The sequence below is a fragment of the Cognatundibacterium rugosum genome (assembly GCF_014284365.1).
Lineage (GTDB): Bacteria > Pseudomonadota > Gammaproteobacteria > Burkholderiales > Burkholderiaceae_D > Undibacterium > Undibacterium rugosum.
The window spans coordinates 35,444-52,271 of record NZ_JACOGG010000004.1 but is presented as its reverse complement, the minus strand read 5'-3'; the positions used below and the strand labels follow the sequence as shown (position 1 = coordinate 52,271).

General features: G+C 53.5%; 16 protein-coding genes. 8 read left to right on the top strand and 8 right to left on the bottom strand.

What is annotated here, in order from left to right; genetic code table 11:
• Positions 1–32 precede the first annotated feature (32 nt).
• The 7 genes from H8K47_RS04915 to H8K47_RS04885 all read left to right on the top strand — a co-directional run bounded on the left by H8K47_RS04915 (position 33) and on the right by H8K47_RS04885 (position 6,603).
• Positions 33–2,141 carry a ribonuclease catalytic domain-containing protein gene (locus tag H8K47_RS04915; RefSeq protein WP_186880315.1) on the top strand — a complete coding sequence of 703 codons (2,109 nt, stop codon included), beginning with the start codon at positions 33–35 and terminating at the stop codon, positions 2,139–2,141.
• Between the two features lie 17 nt (positions 2,142–2,158).
• Complete coding sequence (locus H8K47_RS04910; RefSeq protein WP_186880314.1) at positions 2,159–3,061, top strand: TonB family protein; 903 nt, start codon at positions 2,159–2,161, stop codon at positions 3,059–3,061.
• Positions 3,061–3,939, top strand: coding sequence for a shikimate dehydrogenase (aroE, locus tag H8K47_RS04905; protein ID WP_186880313.1), 879 nt, complete (start codon positions 3,061–3,063; stop codon positions 3,937–3,939). Before H8K47_RS04910 ends, aroE begins: the two co-directional genes overlap by 1 nt.
• Positions 3,936–4,631: a monofunctional biosynthetic peptidoglycan transglycosylase gene (mtgA, locus tag H8K47_RS04900; RefSeq protein WP_186880312.1), complete on the top strand. Its 696-nt coding sequence runs from the start codon at positions 3,936–3,938 to the stop codon at positions 4,629–4,631. Before aroE ends, mtgA begins: the two co-directional genes overlap by 4 nt.
• Positions 4,628–5,098: a hypothetical protein gene (locus H8K47_RS04895; RefSeq protein WP_186880311.1), complete on the top strand. Its 471-nt coding sequence runs from the start codon at positions 4,628–4,630 to the stop codon at positions 5,096–5,098. The genes mtgA and H8K47_RS04895 overlap by 4 nt, the downstream gene beginning before the upstream one ends.
• A 138-nt stretch (positions 5,099–5,236) precedes the next feature.
• Entirely contained in the window at positions 5,237–6,211 is a 975-nt protein-coding gene (gene corA / locus H8K47_RS04890) for a magnesium/cobalt transporter CorA (RefSeq protein ID WP_186880310.1), read from the top strand.
• On the top strand, positions 6,211–6,603 hold the full coding sequence (locus H8K47_RS04885) for a VOC family protein (protein ID WP_186880309.1): 393 nt from the start codon (positions 6,211–6,213) through the stop codon (positions 6,601–6,603). The genes corA and H8K47_RS04885 overlap by 1 nt, the downstream gene beginning before the upstream one ends.
• 22 nt (positions 6,604–6,625) lie before the next feature.
• Here the strand turns inward: H8K47_RS04885 and H8K47_RS04880 are convergent, their stop codons facing one another.
• The 8 genes from H8K47_RS04880 to H8K47_RS04845 form a co-directional block, all read right to left on the bottom strand.
• Complete coding sequence (locus H8K47_RS04880; RefSeq protein ID WP_186880308.1) at positions 6,626–7,792, bottom strand: metallophosphoesterase; 1,167 nt, start codon at positions 7,790–7,792, stop codon at positions 6,626–6,628.
• A 103-nt stretch (positions 7,793–7,895) separates the two neighbouring features.
• The gene (locus H8K47_RS04875; protein WP_186880307.1) at positions 7,896–8,630 is read right to left on the bottom strand and encodes a type 2 periplasmic-binding domain-containing protein; all 735 of its coding nucleotides are present in this window, start codon (positions 8,628–8,630) and stop codon (positions 7,896–7,898) included.
• Between the two features lie 210 nt (positions 8,631–8,840).
• Entirely contained in the window at positions 8,841–9,530 is a 690-nt protein-coding gene (locus tag H8K47_RS04870) for a DNA alkylation repair protein (protein WP_186880306.1), read from the bottom strand.
• A 125-nt stretch (positions 9,531–9,655) separates the two neighbouring features.
• A complete protein-coding gene (locus tag H8K47_RS04865) occupies positions 9,656–9,868 on the bottom strand; it encodes a hypothetical protein (RefSeq protein ID WP_162020796.1) in 213 nt (70 codons plus the stop codon).
• Between the two features lie 74 nt (positions 9,869–9,942).
• On the bottom strand, positions 9,943–11,127 hold the full coding sequence (locus H8K47_RS04860; protein ID WP_186880305.1) for an FAD-dependent monooxygenase: 1,185 nt from the start codon (positions 11,125–11,127) through the stop codon (positions 9,943–9,945).
• 8 nt (positions 11,128–11,135) lie between these two features.
• Positions 11,136–12,500, bottom strand: a complete 1,365-nt coding sequence (locus tag H8K47_RS04855; protein WP_186880304.1) for an aminopeptidase P N-terminal domain-containing protein — start codon at positions 12,498–12,500, stop codon at positions 11,136–11,138.
• Entirely contained in the window at positions 12,497–13,219 is a 723-nt protein-coding gene (gene murU / locus H8K47_RS04850) for an N-acetylmuramate alpha-1-phosphate uridylyltransferase MurU (protein ID WP_186880303.1), read from the bottom strand. Before murU ends, H8K47_RS04855 begins: the two co-directional genes overlap by 4 nt.
• A 10-nt stretch (positions 13,220–13,229) precedes the next feature.
• On the bottom strand, positions 13,230–14,282 hold the full coding sequence (locus H8K47_RS04845) for an aminoglycoside phosphotransferase family protein (RefSeq protein ID WP_186880302.1): 1,053 nt from the start codon (positions 14,280–14,282) through the stop codon (positions 13,230–13,232).
• A 147-nt stretch (positions 14,283–14,429) separates the two neighbouring features.
• Here H8K47_RS04845 and H8K47_RS04840 point away from each other — a divergent pair, with 147 nt between their 5' ends.
• Positions 14,430–16,748: an LPS-assembly protein LptD gene (locus H8K47_RS04840; RefSeq protein WP_186880301.1), complete on the top strand. Its 2,319-nt coding sequence runs from the start codon at positions 14,430–14,432 to the stop codon at positions 16,746–16,748.
• The last annotated feature ends 80 nt before the right edge of the window (positions 16,749–16,828 follow it).

Sequence of the window (16,828 nt, the reverse complement as noted above, 5' to 3'; positions counted from 1 at the left end):
TTGATCTGTCCGTAGAGAAAAGAAAAACTAGAATGAATGTATTTTTTGAAGAGTCAGGCGACTTTAAAGCAGGCAGCGTGTTATCGCAGGCAGGGGAAGCCTATCAGGTCGAACTGGCCAGCGGTAAGCGTGCTAAGGTCAAAGCGAAAGATGTACTGCTGCAGTTCACTGCGCCCGATCCGGTCAGCCTGATTGAGCAGGCCAAAGCGGCTGCGGCTGAAATTGATCTGCCATTTTTGTGGGAAGTCGCAGGTCAGGAAGAATTTGGTTTTGCTGAACTTGGTGCGGAATATTTCGGTCAGGCTGCACAGCCAGTGGAAGCGGCCGGATTGATTTTTGCACTGCATAATGCGCCCGTCTATTTCTACAAAAAAGGCCGTGGCCGTTATAAGGCTGCGCCCGAGACTGCGCTCAAAGCGGCGCTGGCCGGGATAGAGAAAAAGAAGCAGCAATTGCTGATACAAGCGGGCTATGTAGAACAGCTGATGCAGCATCAGCTACCGGAAGCGATGCGCCCGCTGGCGCTGCAATTGCTGTTTAAGCCGGATAAAAACAGTATCGAATACAAGGCACTGGTGGAAGCCTGCGATGCCTTGCAAACCAGTGCGGCACGTTTGATGCTGGCAGCCGGTGGAATCAGTAGTCCTAAGCATCTGCACCTGGCGAAATTTCATTATGAGCACTTCCCTAAGGGCACAGGATTTCCTGCATTGCCTTTACCGGCGCTGGCGGCTGATCTGCCGGTCGCGGACGTGCAGGCGTTTTCGATTGATGACGTAACCACCACAGAAATTGATGATGCGTTCTCCGTCACCGAATTAGGTGAGGGGCAGATACGGATCGGTATCCATATCGCGGCACCGGGATTGTCGATACAAAGGAATGACGCGATCGATCAGCTCGCGCGCAGCCGCATGTCTACTGTGTACATGCCCGGCGATAAAATCACCATGCTGCCAGATGAGTTGGTGGATGTATTCACGCTGGGTGCAGGGCAAAGCCGTCCGGCTTTATCGCTGTATGCGACCCTGAATACTGCGGACTGGAGTGTAGTTAGTACCGAGACTAAAGTGGAAGCGATTACCATGGCTTCCAACCTGCGTCATAACGATCTGGATGCGCTGGTCACGGAAGAAAACCTGGCCAATGATGCCGGTGATTATCCGCATAAAGCTGAAATCGCCCGTATCTGGCAATGGGCGCTGGCGCTGGAGCAGGGTCGTATGGCCAAGCGTGAGAGTTTCGGCATGAAGCCGGAACAAAATAATCGCGTCGATTTTAACTTCTATGTTGAAGATGATGTGGTCAGCATCGTGCGCCGTAAGCGTGGTGCGCCGCTTGATAAGATGGTGGCTGAGCTGATGATTTTCGCTAACAGCACCTGGGGCAAACTGATGGCAGAGCATGGCATCCCCGGCATTTACCGTGCCCAGGGTGTGGCTGGCGGCCGTGGTCCGGGTGGCTGGGCGGCGCGCATGCAAGTCCGTATGCTGACGCATGCGGCACCTCATCAGGGCCTGGGTGTCGATCAATATGCGTGGAGCACATCGCCGCTGCGCCGCTATACCGATCTGGTCAATCAATGGCAGATTATCGCCTGTGTTCAGCATGGCATTACCGCACCGCTGGTCGCACCGTTTAAACCGAAAGATGCCGATCTGTTTGCAATCGTGTCCGGATTTGATGCAGCCTACTCCGCCTATGCCGATTTCCAAAGCAATATGGAACGTTACTGGTGCCTGCGCTGGCTGCAGCAGGAAAATGCACGTCAGGTTGACGCGGTGGTATTGAAAGACGAGGTATTGCGCCTGGTCGATATCCCACTCGTGATACGCTTGCCAGGTATGCCGCAAACGGCCCGTGGTGCCCAGGTCAGACTTGATATTCTGCGCTGGGATGAAGTTGACCTGACGGTCGAAGCACGCTTGCTGGAAGTCTTGAATGTGGTGACGGATATTGGCGAGGAAGAACTCGACGACGAGAATGAAGTCGCGCTGGAGACTGTGGATATGGCGGATACGGCGGAACAAACGCCGGCAGACGCCCAGTTGACGGATGAGGCAACAATGTCAGTGCCTGCATCGGCTGAAGCTGAAACGCAATCTGTGCCAGACAGTAATGAAACGACAGCTAACCCTTGATGACAGAGACGCGCAGTATGTCTAACCGACCAGGCTTTGAAAATCTCGTTCTCGGTACGGCGCTCACCGTATCCTTACTGGCACATGTGATCCCACTCGCCTTTATGCATTTCGTCAATCCTCCGGCGGTATCGTCGCCCGCTGCCGATCCGGGCTTGGAAGTGATATTGGTCAATGCCAAACATGATAAGAAGCCCGTCAAGGCAGAGGCTTTGGCGCAAGCCGATCTGGATGGCGGTGGTATGCATGATGCGGGGCGCAGCAAGTCGCCGTTGCCCGATATGCAGCGCAGTGAAAATGGCGATCATTTAATCGCTACTACCAAACGTATCGAAGAAATCGAGCAACAACAAAAGCGCCTGCTGGATCAGGTCAAACAAAATACGGACTTCCTGCTGCCAGTTCAGGATAAACGTAAGCTCGACGATAAGCGTGCGCCGAATGCCGGTGCTGAAGATATGGAAACGACTAAGGCGCTGGCGCGGATGGCGGCTGAAATCAATCAGACCATCGAAGACCAGAACCGTCGTCCGCGTAAAACCTTTATCACCCCGAGTACCCAGCGGGTCGGCTATGCGATTTACTACAAGCAGTTGCAAAAGCGCATAGAGGATTTCGGTACACTGAATTTTCCGCAAAAAGATGGGAAAAAACTGTACGGGGAACTGGTGATTTATATCCCGATTTTTCAGGACGGCAGCATCTATGAAAAGGAAGGCGGGCCGCGTATAGAAAAATCCTCCGGCAATAAGGCGCTCGATAAAGCGGCATTGCGCATCGTGCGTAATGCCGCGCCTTTTGGTAAGTTCCCACAGAATATGCGTTCCGGTGACAAAGATGATTTGTGGGTCGTGATTTCACGTTTCCGTTTCACCCGCGATCAGCAATTGGAAACGGATTTGCGCGGAGGGAAAAACTGATGTCTGAACCCTTACAGGAAAGCGCAGCCAAGGCAGTCGATCAATATGTGGTGATAGGGAATCCGGTAGCTCATAGCAAATCGCCACGCATTCACACACGTTTTGCGGCAGAGACGGAACAGTTCCTGCAGTACACCACACTGCTGGCGCCGCTGGATGGCTTTGTTGCCGCCGTCGAGGCTTTCCGTGCGGCTGGCGGACGCGGTGCGAATGTGACTGTGCCTTTTAAGCTGGAAGCGTTTGACTATGCAACCCGGCTGACTGCACGGGCGCAGGCGGCCGGTGCGGTGAATACCCTGATGTTTGATGGTGCAGACATCATCGGCGACAATACCGATGGCCTTGGATTAGTGAACGACATCGTGCGCAATGCCGCTATCCCTTTACAAGCGAAGCGCATACTGTTGCTAGGTGCGGGCGGTGCCGCCAGAGGCGCTTTACTGCCTTTGCTGGAACAGCAGCCTGCGCAGTTAATCATCGCCAACCGCACACTCAGTAAAGCGCAACAACTGGCGCAGGCGGCACAGACTGAATTCCCTGACCTTGTGGTCGCGGCCTGTTCTTTCGAAACGGTTCCGGCAGATTGTGCTTTTGATGTAATCATCAATGCGACTTCTGCCAGTTTGCAGGATGCGGTACCGCCGCTGCCTGACCATGTGTGGCGGGCACGGCCGCTGGCGTATGACATGATGTATGGCGCTACACCTACCGCCTTTTTGCAGGTCGCGGCACAGCATGCTGCGCAGTGTCGCGATGGTCTGGGGATGCTGGTAGAGCAGGCTGCTGCTGCATACGCCCTGTGGCGCGGCGTACAGCCGGCTACCGGGCCGGTACTGCATGAGCTCAGGTTGGAAATGCAAGTGGCGGAGGGTGCGTGAAGATACTGCGGCGCTTACTGTTCTGGCTGGTCGGTGTGCCCCTATTGCTGGTGCTGTCGTTGCAGCTGTATTTCTTGCTGCAGATACTGTGGTGGACTCAGTTTAATCCATCCTCAACCAGCTTCATGCGCCAGCAACTGAGCGTACTTCAGGAAAAAAAGCCAGATGCGAAATTACAGCATCAATGGGTGCCGTATAACAAAATCTCCAATCATTTAAAACGTGCAGTGATCGCGTCGGAAGACGACAGCTTTGTTGATCATGACGGCGTGGATTGGGAAGCGATGCAGAAAGCCTACGAAAAAAATCAAAAGAAAGGCAAAGTCGTTTCCGGTGGTTCCACCATTACCCAGCAGCTCGCCAAAAATTTATTTTTATCCGGGCAGCGTAGTTATTTGCGCAAAGGACAAGAACTTGTCATAACATACATGCTTGAAACCTGTATGGATAAACAACGTATTTTGGAAATTTATCTGAATGTGGTGGAATGGGGCGTGGGTGTATTCGGTGCAGAAGCCGCCGCCAGGCATTATTACGGCAGCAGCGCCGCTTCGTTGGGTCCGGCGCAGTCTGCCAGATTGGCGGTGATGTTACCAAAACCACGCTATTTTGATAAAAATCAGGGATCGGCTTATCTGCAAAGACGCAGCGAACTGATCATGAAACGCATGAATAGTGCAGAATTACCATGAATTTACACAAACAACGAGGAATGAGTCTGGTTGCCGTATCGGTTTTATTTATGATACTGGGTCTGGTTGCGATGGGATTTTTATACAGCATACGCTATGGTCATCTGCCTATGCAGGAAGTCTGGGCACGCTGGGGTAAGTCGGCCAATGTGATCGGCAAAGAATTAAAGAATGCAAGCGGCATACCGGATTCGTCCACTCCGGCGACTGGCAGTGCATCCGGCGCTGAAAATATGCCAGCACCGGTCACAGTAGAATCCGGTGTCAAACGCTGCGTCATCAATGGTAAAACCGTGTACTCCGATACCGATTGCCACAATAATGCGACCGCGACCACCCTCAAGCTGCAGGATACTCAGGGCTTCCAGAAACCTAAGCCTGCTGCAGATGCGGCGTCAGCCAGTTCGCCTGAGCAGGATGCACGTATCAAGATGATAGAAAAAGCCATCGAGAAGGCATCTAAATAAAGCTGCGTTTGAATGGAGTAGTCCGGACCAGCGGAATCAGGCAAAGTGTAAAAAAGTCCTGCGCCGCTGGTTGCGCTGAGCTCAAACGGGTTTACAATCCAGCCCAACCGTTTGTCACGCTTTTTCCGGAATCACCTCATGATTAATGTCTTTGTTTTACACAATGGCCGGCTGAGCCAGATCAATATCGAAAACCGCGCAGATCTCGAAAATACCTTGCCGATCTGGGTTGATCTGACAGATCCCAGCGAGGAAGAGCGTGAATGGGTCAAAAGCATCTATGGTGTGACTTTACCGGGTGAAGACGAAGTCAAGGATATTGAAGCATCAGCCCGTTATTACGAGGCGGACAATGGTGATCTGCATCTGCGTACGGATTTTCTGATCGATGAAGATGAGGATGATGAACCAGCCCGCACCGTGACGGTGGCCTTCATCCTGGCGCGTGATATCCTGTTCTCAGTACACAATACCGACTTGCCTGTGTTCCGTCTGGTGCGCATGCGTGCACGTTCCCGTCCGGGTTCGATAGGCGATTACAAAGATGTCTTACTTGATTTGTATGCGACTGACGCTGAATATTCGGCGGATGCGCTGGAAGGCATTTATCAACAACTGGAAGAAGTCAGCCGCGCTGTATTGCAAAAAGAATTCAGCGATCAGGACGCCGCTGCTGCCTTGAATGCGATCGCCCAGGAAGAGGATTTGAATGGCCGCATCCGTCGCAATATGATGGATACACGCCGCGCCGTGAGTTTTTTGATGCGTGGCCGTTTGCTCAATGCGGATCAGTTTGAAGAGGCCAGACAGATTCTGCGTGATATCGAATCGCTCGATGGCCATACCTCATTTCTGTTCGATAAAATCAACTTCCTGATGGATGCGACGGTCGGTTTTATTAATATTAATCAGAATAAAATCATTAAAATTTTCTCAGTCGCGAGCGTGGCTTTCCTGCCGCCTACCCTGATCGCAAGTATCTACGGTATGAACTTCAAAGGCTGGTTCCCTGAGCTGGAGTGGGAGCTTGGTTATCCGTTCGCCCTGATGCTGATGCTGGCGTCGGCGATTACGCCATTCTGGTATTTCCGTCGTCGTGGGTGGTTGAAATAATGGCTGCTATCAGACTCGATCATGCTAACCTGCGTACTGACCGTGCCGGGATGGCACAGCTGCGTGATTTTTATATTCGCTATGTAGGACTGGTTGATGGTCCGCGGGCGGCCTTAAGCAGTTTTGGTTACTGGTTGTATGCGGGTGGACAGGCTGTGCTGCATATTTCTGAAAATCGTGCAGGCGAATCTGCGCAGACCGGAGTGAAGACGACCTTTGACCATCTGGCTTTCGCCTGTACTGACTTTGAGCAGATGCTGCAATGCCTGCAGCAGGACGGGATCGCTTATCGCTTATCGGAAGTCCCGGCCTCAGCCGATTTTGCTTTGCAGCGTCAGATTTTTTTTCATGATCCTGCCGGGAATGGCATAGAACTCAATTTTATTGCCTGACGCTACCTCACTTCAACACTGCTCATTCAGTCACGTTTTGTGTTGACTCCGGACTGGGAACCGGCACCTGCCTGCCATCCAGCCCGGCCTTAGTCCATACTCCGTTTTCCCAAAACAGCATTTCGCCGCGTTGACCGGATTTGATATTTGAATCAATGGAATAAACCCGTCCTTGCCAGTGCGCGTAGACACCGTTCATGGTGGTGTGGCCGACTACAATAGTTTGCACCTGTAAGTCGTGCAGCAACTGATTCAGTGCTTCACTCTGTAGCAGCGGTGCCTTCAGATAGCCACGATACCACAGTGGGCCGATGCTGCCATACAGGAAGGAAAGCACATTGTTTTCTTTGAAACTGGCCTTGGGTAAACCCAGACCGGCATGAAACTGCGCGTTCACCTCAGTCAGACTGAGTTTTAATTGCGCATAATCGGGATGCAGACCGCCGTGCATGAACAGGCTGTCGTTGATACGGATGATGACGGGTTTGTTGCGCAGCCAGCGTCCCAATACGGTTTCCTGACTAAACAGACGCGGGTAAGTCGTATTGAGTTTATCTGCAACGACGCGATATTTAGGATGCAGATAACGCAGGTCATTGGCGAGGCTGATCGCTTCGTGATTACCGAGCAGATAATGTACTTTGCCACCCGCCGCTTCGGCCTGTGCTTCCAGCATATACAGCAGCCATAGCGCTTCAGTCACCTTGGGACCACGGTCAAACACATCGCCAGCGATGACCAGATGGCCGCTGCCGTATTGCCAGTTACCTTGCGCATCAACGATCTGATTCGCTTTGAGCAGGTTCAGCATCACATCAAACTGACCATGAATATCACTGAAAGCCGCGATTTTTTTTGCTTCAAATCTGGCCGCGACCGGCGCAGTGGCGGCTTGCGCGCGCAGCTGTATTGTGTAGGGATAGCCGCATAGCGGCGCTATGCTTGCACTGCCCGTCGCAAGCAGCTGATCCTGACGTTCATCGTTACAGACCCAGCTTGCCTGCAGTTGTGCGTTGTCGCGGTTGAAGAATACATGAGGGCCATCATTGACAGGCGCCGGTGTTTGCGCCCGAATATGGAACGGCACCAGTGCGATGCTGAACAGCAGCGCGCACAGTAGGCCGCCAACGCTGCTGCGGCGTTTAGATGAAAGTGGAAATCGTGTGGAGGACGTTAACGAAGACAACATAGCAGGTGCCGGTGGCAGGTTAAAGCGGAAGCCAGTATCTTACTGTGTATTCGCCCATACTGGCAGCGCAGATCGCGCGATATTCTGTAGCAGAAAGCAGGTCTTATTTGTCGCCAGTAACCTTTCCTGAACCTAGCAACTCGCGTTCTTCGTCCAGATAGACTTTACTCTTACGCACTTTCTCTATGCTTTGCCAGATAGTCTGAACTTGCGCCTTATTGGCTTTATAAAACGCATTGCCGAATAACAGGTATTGATCTGCAACCTTGACTGGCGGCGCTTCTCGGATGACGATGTCTCTGAGTGACGGACGGTGGCTGAGTTGGCGTTTCGCTTCGTGATCCTGCAGTACGATGACCTGCAGCATACGGTTTTCCAGGTAGTTGAGCAGATCGCTGGAAGCAGGATAATACTTGATGCGATAGCCTGCTTCTTCCAGGTCCGTGCCCGCGCTATAGCCCAGTTGTGCGCCTACAGCTTCATACCCCAGATGTTGAAATCCCTTGGCTTGCCAGCGTATCTGGCTATCGACGTGGCGATACACATAAAAACTGTCCGTATGCATGCGGTAATCACGCTGTAGCTTACCGTCAGGCCTGTGAGGATAGACGCCCCAGGTCGCCCGCTCTTTATTGTAGCTGGCGGCAATTGCAGCATGGATGCGCCCGGCTTCCACTTCCAGCAGACAGCGTTTCCAGGGCAGGCGCATAAACTCAAACTCGATACCGGTTTCTTTGGCGACCAATTGCATTTGTAAGATTGCCAGCCCCTGCCCGGTTCCCGTGATCCACGGATAGACCGAGCTATCTTCATAGCACAAGCTGACCGGAGCAGCCAAAGCTGGCTGCAAGCAGCAAATGAGCAATGTGGATAGGCAGACTGAATGGCGCATACAAAGGCTTTAGGTAGCGGTACCCTGGAGCGAGAACCCGGGGCGATAACTGATTGTAGTCATTGAACTGACACATCGTAAGGACTAATTACCGAAAGCGCAGCGATCTTTATGTTGGTTTAACACTTTGTAAAACTTAAACGACCAGCTCAGCCCTCAAATGACGACTGGCAGATGTTTCGCGGCTTCGCGCCGGCTTAGTGCGGAGAGTTGTGTGCCATGCAGATGTAGAAATTGGGCGACCTCTTGCGGTGCATGACGCGCATAGTCGCGCAAGGCCCAGCCTATCGCCTTACGGATAAAGAATTCCTGCTCAGGAGCCAGTGTGAGTGCGAAGCGGAACAGGCGCTCGCTGTCCGTCTCTGCGCGCCAGCCGCATTGATGCAGCATGGCGATACGCCTGATCCAGAATGAGGGATGTTGAACAGCTTGTTCTATCTGGCTCAGTACTTGCGGCTGATCCTGTCTTTGCAGACGGATCAGGTCGCCGGCTACATCGGCCAGACCGTCAACACTATCCCACCATGCGTGTTGTCGTGCGAGGTCTAGCAGAAAAGGGAGGGCAGAGGCGGGCAGATAGCGTCTGGCTTTGCCCAGCAAGTCGATTGCACAGTAATGGAATTCGCGTTCGTGTTGCCCCCATAGCTGCAGCACGATGTCTTGAATTTCGGCGAAATCTGCGCGGTAATAGGGACGCAGGAATGGTATTGATAAGGCGCGCCGTGCAGGAGTCGGGATGCCCAGGAAGTGCAGCTGATGCTGCATATAAGCAGACATTTTTTCTGCGTGCTGTGTGTCAGCGGCTGGCCTTAGGGCCGTATCCAGTTGCGCGATCAGGGGATGCATATCAATTCAGAGCAGGAAAGTCCGAGCAGAAGAAATGCTGAATAGTCAGAGTTTGCATCCCCAAGACCCCGCAACGGAAGTGTGACGGGGATGCACAAACTAAGTTGATTTGTTCCGGCGTCTGATCAGCGTACGATCGCAAAACGCAGCGAGAATTTTTTGAAATGACGGTAGCTCGCGCTCAGGTGTTCGATCGCCTCAACCGATTCAGCGATGGATTCACCTTCCTGAACGAAGCTGGCACGGAATTCTTCAAATGCCGCTTCCAGTACGCTGGCGAGTTGATGGTTGTACAGGCGGCCGTAGTTCATCAGGCGGCGTTTGGTGCGTAATTTCATGGTAGATCCTTCGTTTAAAAATGCAGGACAGGCCTGCGAAAAAAAATAGCGTAATTCTGCGGGTACTGAGACGATCAGGCGCGCCAGCCATACAGCATATGCTCGGCAATCAGATGCCGGACCGGGCGGAACAGATCCAGGCCTCCCAGCGACAAGCCCAGCAGGCTTTGCTTTAAGCTGCCATCGGGTGAACTCGCGAAAATGCGGGCCAGTGTATCGGTCAGACCTATCGTCAGACTGCGGTCGGTCTGCCGTTCACGTAAAAACTGCTGCAACGCGGCTTCCGGCATGGCCAGTTCACGGCCCAGGCATTTCGCCAGGACCATGCTGTCGCGCAGTCCCAGATTTAAACCTTGTCCGGCGACTGGATGCAGCGTCTGGGCGGCATTGCCTATGCTGACTACGCGCGCGCTGGCCTGGGCCTGGGCATTCAGGCCCAGTGGATAGCTAACCCGGGTGCTGATGCGTGTCAGTTGCCCCATACGTTGTCCGAATGCGTTTTGCAACCGTTGCCGGAATGTGGCCTCATCCAGCGCCATTAACTGCGCCGCATGGTCTGGCCGCACACACCAGACCAGCGCATAGCCATCTTCTTGCGGCAACAGGGCGAGCGGCCCCTCTTCGGTGAAACGTTCAAACGCACGGTGCGCAATCGCTTCATCAAAACAGACATGGGCGATGATGGCAGTCTGTTGATAGTCGCGGCTTTGCTGGCGCTGGCTCTGGTCGGAAAATGTTCCGCCTTCAGCCTGCACCACCACCTGCGCAGAAAACTGACGCTGCAGCTCAGTCCCAGCCCCAGTCTTAGTCCCAGTTTGCACCGTCAGCCGGACATGATCAGTCAATTCTTCGATCGCCCTGACCTGGCAGGGTCTATGCATTTGTACACCTGTGCGTGCGATTGCCGTTTGCATCGGTGCCACGATGTCACCATAGCGGGCGACATAACCAAGTGCGGGTAACTGATAATCTGCAGCCTGGATCAGGGTGCGTCCAAAATGGCCGCGCCGAGAGACATGAATGTCTTGAATCGCAGTCGCACGCAGCGGCCAGCAAGCGGCCTGCTGCAGAATTTGCTGGCTGCCGTAAGACAGCGCTATCGAACGCGCATCCTGTTCCGCTTCGGCTGCGGTTTTTCCGTCGAACAGTGCGATTCTTGCGGCCGGTATGCCTTGCTGTACCAGTAGCAAAGCCAGTGCCTGTCCGGCCGGGCCGGCACCACAAATCGCAATGTCTGCATCGTTGATGATGGTAGTCATGTTGTATCTCAGTCGCCGCGCATCCAGGCTTCGATTTCATTGATGGTTTTCGGGGTGTCCTGACTCAGATTCTGATGTCCGCTGGCGGTGATCAGTATATCGTCCTCTATCCGTATGCCGGTATTCCAGTATTGCTCAGGTACGCCAGTAGCCGGACGTACGTATAAGCCAGGTTCTATCGTGAGCACCATGCCGGGTTGCAGTGGCCGGTAAGCGCGTGTAGTCGCTGCATCACCTGCGCTGTGCGGCTTACGGTAATCACCGACATCATGCACATCCAGACCCAGCCAGTGGCCGGTGCCGTGCATGTAAAACTGGCGGTAAGCCTGACTCGCAATCGCGTCGTCTACATTGCCAACTTGCTGGCGCTTGAGCAGGCCGGTCTCGAGCATCCCTTCCGTCAGGACCCTGACTGCAGCATGATGTCCATCCATATAGCCTGCGCCGGGGTGGGCGCAAGCCAGCGCTGCCTGCTGCGCTGCCAGTACGATCTGATACAGGGTTTTCTGCACCGGACTAAAGCGGCCATTGGCCGGGAACGTGCGTGTGATATCCGAGGCATAGCTGTCAAATTCACAGCCGGCATCAATCAGTATCAGGTCGCCGTCATTGATCTTAGCCTGATTGCTTTGATAGTGCAGGGTGCAGGCATTGGCACCGCTGGCGACGATAGATGGATAGGCGGGTGCCTGAGCGCCATGGCGTCGGAAGCAATACAGTAATTCTGCCTCCAGCGCATATTCATGCAGACCGGGACGCGCGGCCCGCATTGCAGCGCGGTGCGCCAGTCCGGAGATGCGTGCGGCTTCCTGCATACACGCGATTTCTTGCGCATCTTTGTGTAGACGCATTTCATCTATCAGGCGGCAGACATCCACCAAACCGGCCGGAGCCTGAATCCCGGTGCGGCTTTTGGCCGCGATGCCAGCCAGCGCCTGCTGGATTTGCGGTGTCAGACGATGATCAAATAAGGAACTGGTGTATAGCGTGGCAGCTGCGGCCAGATAATCTTCCAGCCTCACGGACAGTTCACTCACCGGATAGGCTGCATCCAACAGGTAGTGCTGGCGTGCGGCTTCCGGACCATAGCGGTAGCCATCCCATATTTCATGCTCTATGTTTTTTTCGCGGCAGAACAGGATGGATTCCTGCTTCTCAGCAGTCGCGATCAGCACCAGCACGGCTTCGGGCTCGCAAAAGCCCGTCAGGTAGTAAAAATAACTGTCGTGCCGAAATGGGAAATGATTGTCGTTGTTACGTGTCATTTCCTGTGCAGTCGGGATGACGGCAACGCCGCCGCCCTGCGCCAGCATCTGCTGTATCAACTGGTGCCGCCGTGTCTGGCAGGCCAGGCTCAGGGAGGCGGTGCTCATGCTTTACCTTGTGTGAACTGCAGGGGCGCGTTCAGCGCCTGCAATTGCTCAGGCTTGCCTACGTTATGCCATTCACCGCGATATAGCTCGCCGCCTATGCGCCCGGCATCAATGTAGTCGCGCAGCAGCGGTCCCAGCTTGGCATACTCACCCGCTTTGATACTGGCGAACATTTCCGGACGATAGACACCGATATTGGCGAAGGTATGCCTTGGTTCACCTTCATTCGCGAGCCCCATCAGGGTCAGCGCAAAATCACCTTGTGGATGGAAGCTGGGGTTTTTTACCATGTACAGCCAGGCGATATCACGCTGCTCAGGCGGATGTGGATTACCCCAGGGATCGTTGTCTTCCAGCGTATTCAGACATTCTTTGAAGTTGAAATGCGGAATGTAAATATCGGCCGACACCACCACAAACGGTGCATCGCCGAGTAAGGGCAGTGCCTTGGCGATGCCGCCCGCGGTTTCCAGTGCCTGCTCTTCCGCCGAGTACTGTATGCTGGCGCCGAACTGGCTGCCATCGCCGAGCGTGTCCACAATCATCTGTCCCAGATGCGCATGGTTAATCACGATTTCGGTAATACCTGCTTTGACCAGATTCAGGATGTGCCAGACGATCAGCGGGCGTCCACGCACTTTCAATAAAGGTTTGGGGCAGCTGTCAGTCAGTGGTCGCATACGCTCGCCACGGCCGGCTGCCAGTAACATGGCTTTCATCGTACTGGCCTCAGAACGTATAGCCAACTTGTGGCGCTGTGTTTTCTAATTGATCCAGCAGACGCAGCAGCGGGACTAATTCCTTGTAACGATGAGCCGTTTTACGCACATAGTCCATTACGGTCGGGATATCATTGAGGAACTGATGCTTGCCATCCCGGTGCGACAGGCGCGCGAAAATGCCGAGGATTTTCAGATGGCGCTGTAGGCCCATCCATTCAAAATCACGATAGAACTGGTCGATATCCGGCGGTACTGACAGGCCGGCACGGCGTGCTTTTTCCCAATAACGGATAGCCCAGTCCAGCACCATTTCTTCATCCCACTGTACATAGGCATCACGCAGCAGCGACACCAGATCATAGGTGATCGGTCCATATACCGCGTCCTGGAAATCGACGATGCCGGGATTACCCTGATCCATCCACATCAGATTACGTGAATGGAAATCGCGGTGGACAAATACCTGAGGCTGGGCCAGCGCGCTGGCCAGCAGATGATCGAACACGCCACGCAGCGTTTTTTGCTGATCTTCGCTGAGCGTCGCACCCAGGTGTTTGCCGATATACCATTCATTGAAAATCTGCAGTTCGCGTTCTAAGAAAGCACGGTCATATTCCGGCAATACATCCGGCTGGCTTTGTGCCTGCATCAGCACCAGCGTATCAATCGCATCCATATACAGTTTGAACGCGGTGTCATGATTGAGGATATGGGCATAGGTATGCTGACCCAGATCGCTGACTAACAGGAAGCCCTGCTCCAGATCATGGGCTAAGACTTCCGGCACCGACAGATTCATGGACTTGAGCAAGCCAGCCATGCGAATGAACGCGGCCGAGTTTTCTGTCGCAGGCGGCGCATCCATGGCGATACGTGTTTTTCCATCGGCAGTGTCTAAGCGGTAAAACGAACGGAAACTCGCATCGGACGAGGCTGCACGCAGGGTGTCAGTCAGCAGTTCCTGATCGCTGAGACTGTTCAGCCATTGTTGCAGGGCGATGCGGCGTTGTTCTTTGTCCGGTGCGACTGTGGACGGCGTGCTTGGAACGTGAGAGGACATGGCTAAATGAATAATTGAATAGGTTTGTACACAAGCTTCAGATCGGTTCAGCAGCATTTCACCTATAATAGGCGGCTGATTTCTGGCGGCCAGTCGGCCGGATACCAGCCAGCCTACTTGCCAAAACGCTTACTACATACTGAATACATGCGCAGGAAACCCGTATTATCTCACTCACCGCTGTTGTTTCCTACTATCCCCGCGATTGTCGTGTCGGTACTGCTGCCTGCCTTCTTTTCTGAGGCCAGGGCGCAGACGCAGGCTAGCAGCAGTTTCGAGGAAGAACTGGCCCGCAATAAAAAGAAAAATGCAGAAGTCAGGAAGGATGAGAAAAAGCCTGAAACAAAGCCAGAAACAAAGCCAGAAACAAAGCCAGCTAACGACAAAGATGCCCCTGTCATTGTGCAGTCGTATAAGTTCTGGGGCCGTTCGGATCGCTTTATTCATTTTGAACACGATGTCGACGTCAATAAGGGCGCATTGAATTTGAGGTCGGATAAAGCCAGTTACCGTTTTCTGGAAGATGAAGTAGAGGCGAGTGGCAATGTCAGGGTAGAGAAAAATGGCGACTGCTATTACGGGGATAATGCGACCGTCCAGCTCGAATCCGGCGCCGGACGTATCGATAACCCTGTCTACAAGCTGTTACGCAGTAATGCGCAGGGGCACGCAAGGCGTATAGACTTGCTGGATGATGAGCGCTCCCTGATTCATGAGGGGACCTACAGTACCTGTGAAGGCCTCAATCCTGACTGGTATCTGAAGGCAAATACCCTGAGTCTGGATACCGGACTTGATACCGGCGTCGCCGGTAAGTCAGTGCTGTACTTCAAAAATATCCCGATTCTGGCGACACCTTCCATGACTTTCCCCTTGTCGGGGGCCCGTCACTCCGGCTTCTTGCCACCGACGGTGGGAACGACCAGCAAGGGCGGCGTCGAGTTCGCACTGCCGTATTACTGGAATATCGCGCCTAACCGTGATCTGACGCTATACCCGAAAATGATCAGCCGTCGCGGCATGCAGCTAGGCGCAGAAGCGCGTTACATGGGAGAGACTTTCCCTGGGGGAATATATAAGGGTGAAACGACGGTCGAAGATTTACCCAGCGATCGTATTACGCAGACCAATCGCTATGCCGTGACCTCGGTGCATGAGCAGGATCTGATGCCAGGCCTGCGCCTGGCCTGGAACATCAATGTTGCCTCTGATGACGATTATCCGGCTGATTTTTCTACTTCGATTGCTAAGACGGCGCAGCGCTTGCTGGCGCGTGAAACCAGCCTGATTTATTACGGCTCATTCTGGAATCTGGGACTCAGAGCGACCAATTATCAGGTATTGCAGGACAAAACTTCGGCTGTCCAGATCGGTCGCCCTTACGACCGTTTGCCGCAACTGCAATTTCATGCAGAGAAATACGATGTGATGGGGCTGGATTTAATGATGGATTCCAGCGTCACCCGTTTCTGGCATCCGACTTTGGTACGCGGTGACCGCTTTGCCAATAACTTCCAGGTGTCTTTGCCTTTGATCAGTTCGGGATATTTTCTGACACCTAAGGTATCGCTGCACGCGACCAATTATCATTTAGTGAATCCTAACCCCGGACAAGAGGCAGATTCGCATAGAATTGTGCCGACTTTCTCGGTAGACAGTGGTTTAATCTTTGAACGCCAGACCAATGTGCTGGGGCGCGATTTTACCCAGACTCTGGAACCGCGTTTGTTTTACGTGAACACGCCATATCGCGATCAGTCCAAACTGCCGAATTTTGACAGCGGTCTGGCCGATTTTAACTTTGCCCAGATTTTCAGTGAAAACCGGTTTGTGGGGCAGGATAGGATTGGTGACTCGAATCAGATTACGGCGGCACTGGTGTCGCGTTATCTGGAGCAGGATGGCAGTGAAAGGCTGAAACTGGCGATGGGTCAGCGGTTTTACTTTAATACGCAGAAGGTCACACTGGATAATACAGCCAGCCCGAGCCGCTCGGATATCTTGATGGCTGCCAGTGGTAAGTGGTCGGATCAGTTATATGCAGATCTGGGCTTTCAGATCAGTGCCGGCACGCGTCAGTCTGTGCAATCCAGCTACGGCATACGCTGGCAGCCGGAAGCGAAGAAAGTGCTGAATGTATCGTATCGCTTCCAGCGCGATAGTCTGGAGCAGGTTGATATTTCCGGACAATGGCCGGTGGCGAATCGTTGGTATGTGGTCGGTCGTGGTAATTACTCGCTGATGGATAAGCGGGTTGTGGATGGATTGGCAGGCTTTGAATATAAAGCGGATTGCTGGTCCTTACGCTTTGTGGCGCAACGCTTTGCCGTCAATAGTACGACCAGTAATAGCGGATTTTCTATCCAGCTGGAGTTAACTGGACTGGCACGGCTGGGGGTAGGCGGGAATCCGCTGGAAGCCTTAAAACGTAATATTTATGGGTATCAGACAAGTAGCGAGCGCTAGCCTTGCAGGGCTGGATGCAGGCCTGCGACACATGGGTGTTCGCAGCTATCCAGTTTGTGAAATGCTTGCTAACGTGTATA

Bases quoted from the DNA above. Each gene is read 5' to 3' on its own strand.
- H8K47_RS04915 (WP_186880315.1), top strand. From the start codon at position 33: ATGAATGTATTTTTTGAAGAGTCAGGCGACTTTAAAGCAGGCAGCGTG.
- H8K47_RS04910 (WP_186880314.1), top strand. From the start codon at position 2,159: ATGTCTAACCGACCAGGCTTTGAAAATCTCGTTCTCGGTACGGCGCTC.
- aroE (WP_186880313.1), top strand. From the start codon at position 3,061: ATGTCTGAACCCTTACAGGAAAGCGCAGCCAAGGCAGTCGATCAATAT.
- H8K47_RS04895 (WP_186880311.1), top strand. From the start codon at position 4,628: ATGAATTTACACAAACAACGAGGAATGAGTCTGGTTGCCGTATCGGTT.
- corA (WP_186880310.1), top strand. From the start codon at position 5,237: ATGATTAATGTCTTTGTTTTACACAATGGCCGGCTGAGCCAGATCAAT.
- H8K47_RS04885 (WP_186880309.1), top strand. From the start codon at position 6,211: ATGGCTGCTATCAGACTCGATCATGCTAACCTGCGTACTGACCGTGCC.
- H8K47_RS04880 (WP_186880308.1), bottom strand. From the start codon at position 7,792: ATGTTGTCTTCGTTAACGTCCTCCACACGATTTCCACTTTCATCTAAA.
- H8K47_RS04870 (WP_186880306.1), bottom strand. From the start codon at position 9,530: ATGCATCCCCTGATCGCGCAACTGGATACGGCCCTAAGGCCAGCCGCT.
- H8K47_RS04865 (WP_162020796.1), bottom strand. From the start codon at position 9,868: ATGAAATTACGCACCAAACGCCGCCTGATGAACTACGGCCGCCTGTAC.
- H8K47_RS04860 (WP_186880305.1), bottom strand. From the start codon at position 11,127: ATGACTACCATCATCAACGATGCAGACATTGCGATTTGTGGTGCCGGC.
- H8K47_RS04855 (WP_186880304.1), bottom strand. From the start codon at position 12,500: ATGAGCACCGCCTCCCTGAGCCTGGCCTGCCAGACACGGCGGCACCAG.
- murU (WP_186880303.1), bottom strand. From the start codon at position 13,219: ATGAAAGCCATGTTACTGGCAGCCGGCCGTGGCGAGCGTATGCGACCA.
- H8K47_RS04845 (WP_186880302.1), bottom strand. From the start codon at position 14,282: ATGTCCTCTCACGTTCCAAGCACGCCGTCCACAGTCGCACCGGACAAA.
- H8K47_RS04840 (WP_186880301.1), top strand. From the start codon at position 14,430: ATGCGCAGGAAACCCGTATTATCTCACTCACCGCTGTTGTTTCCTACT.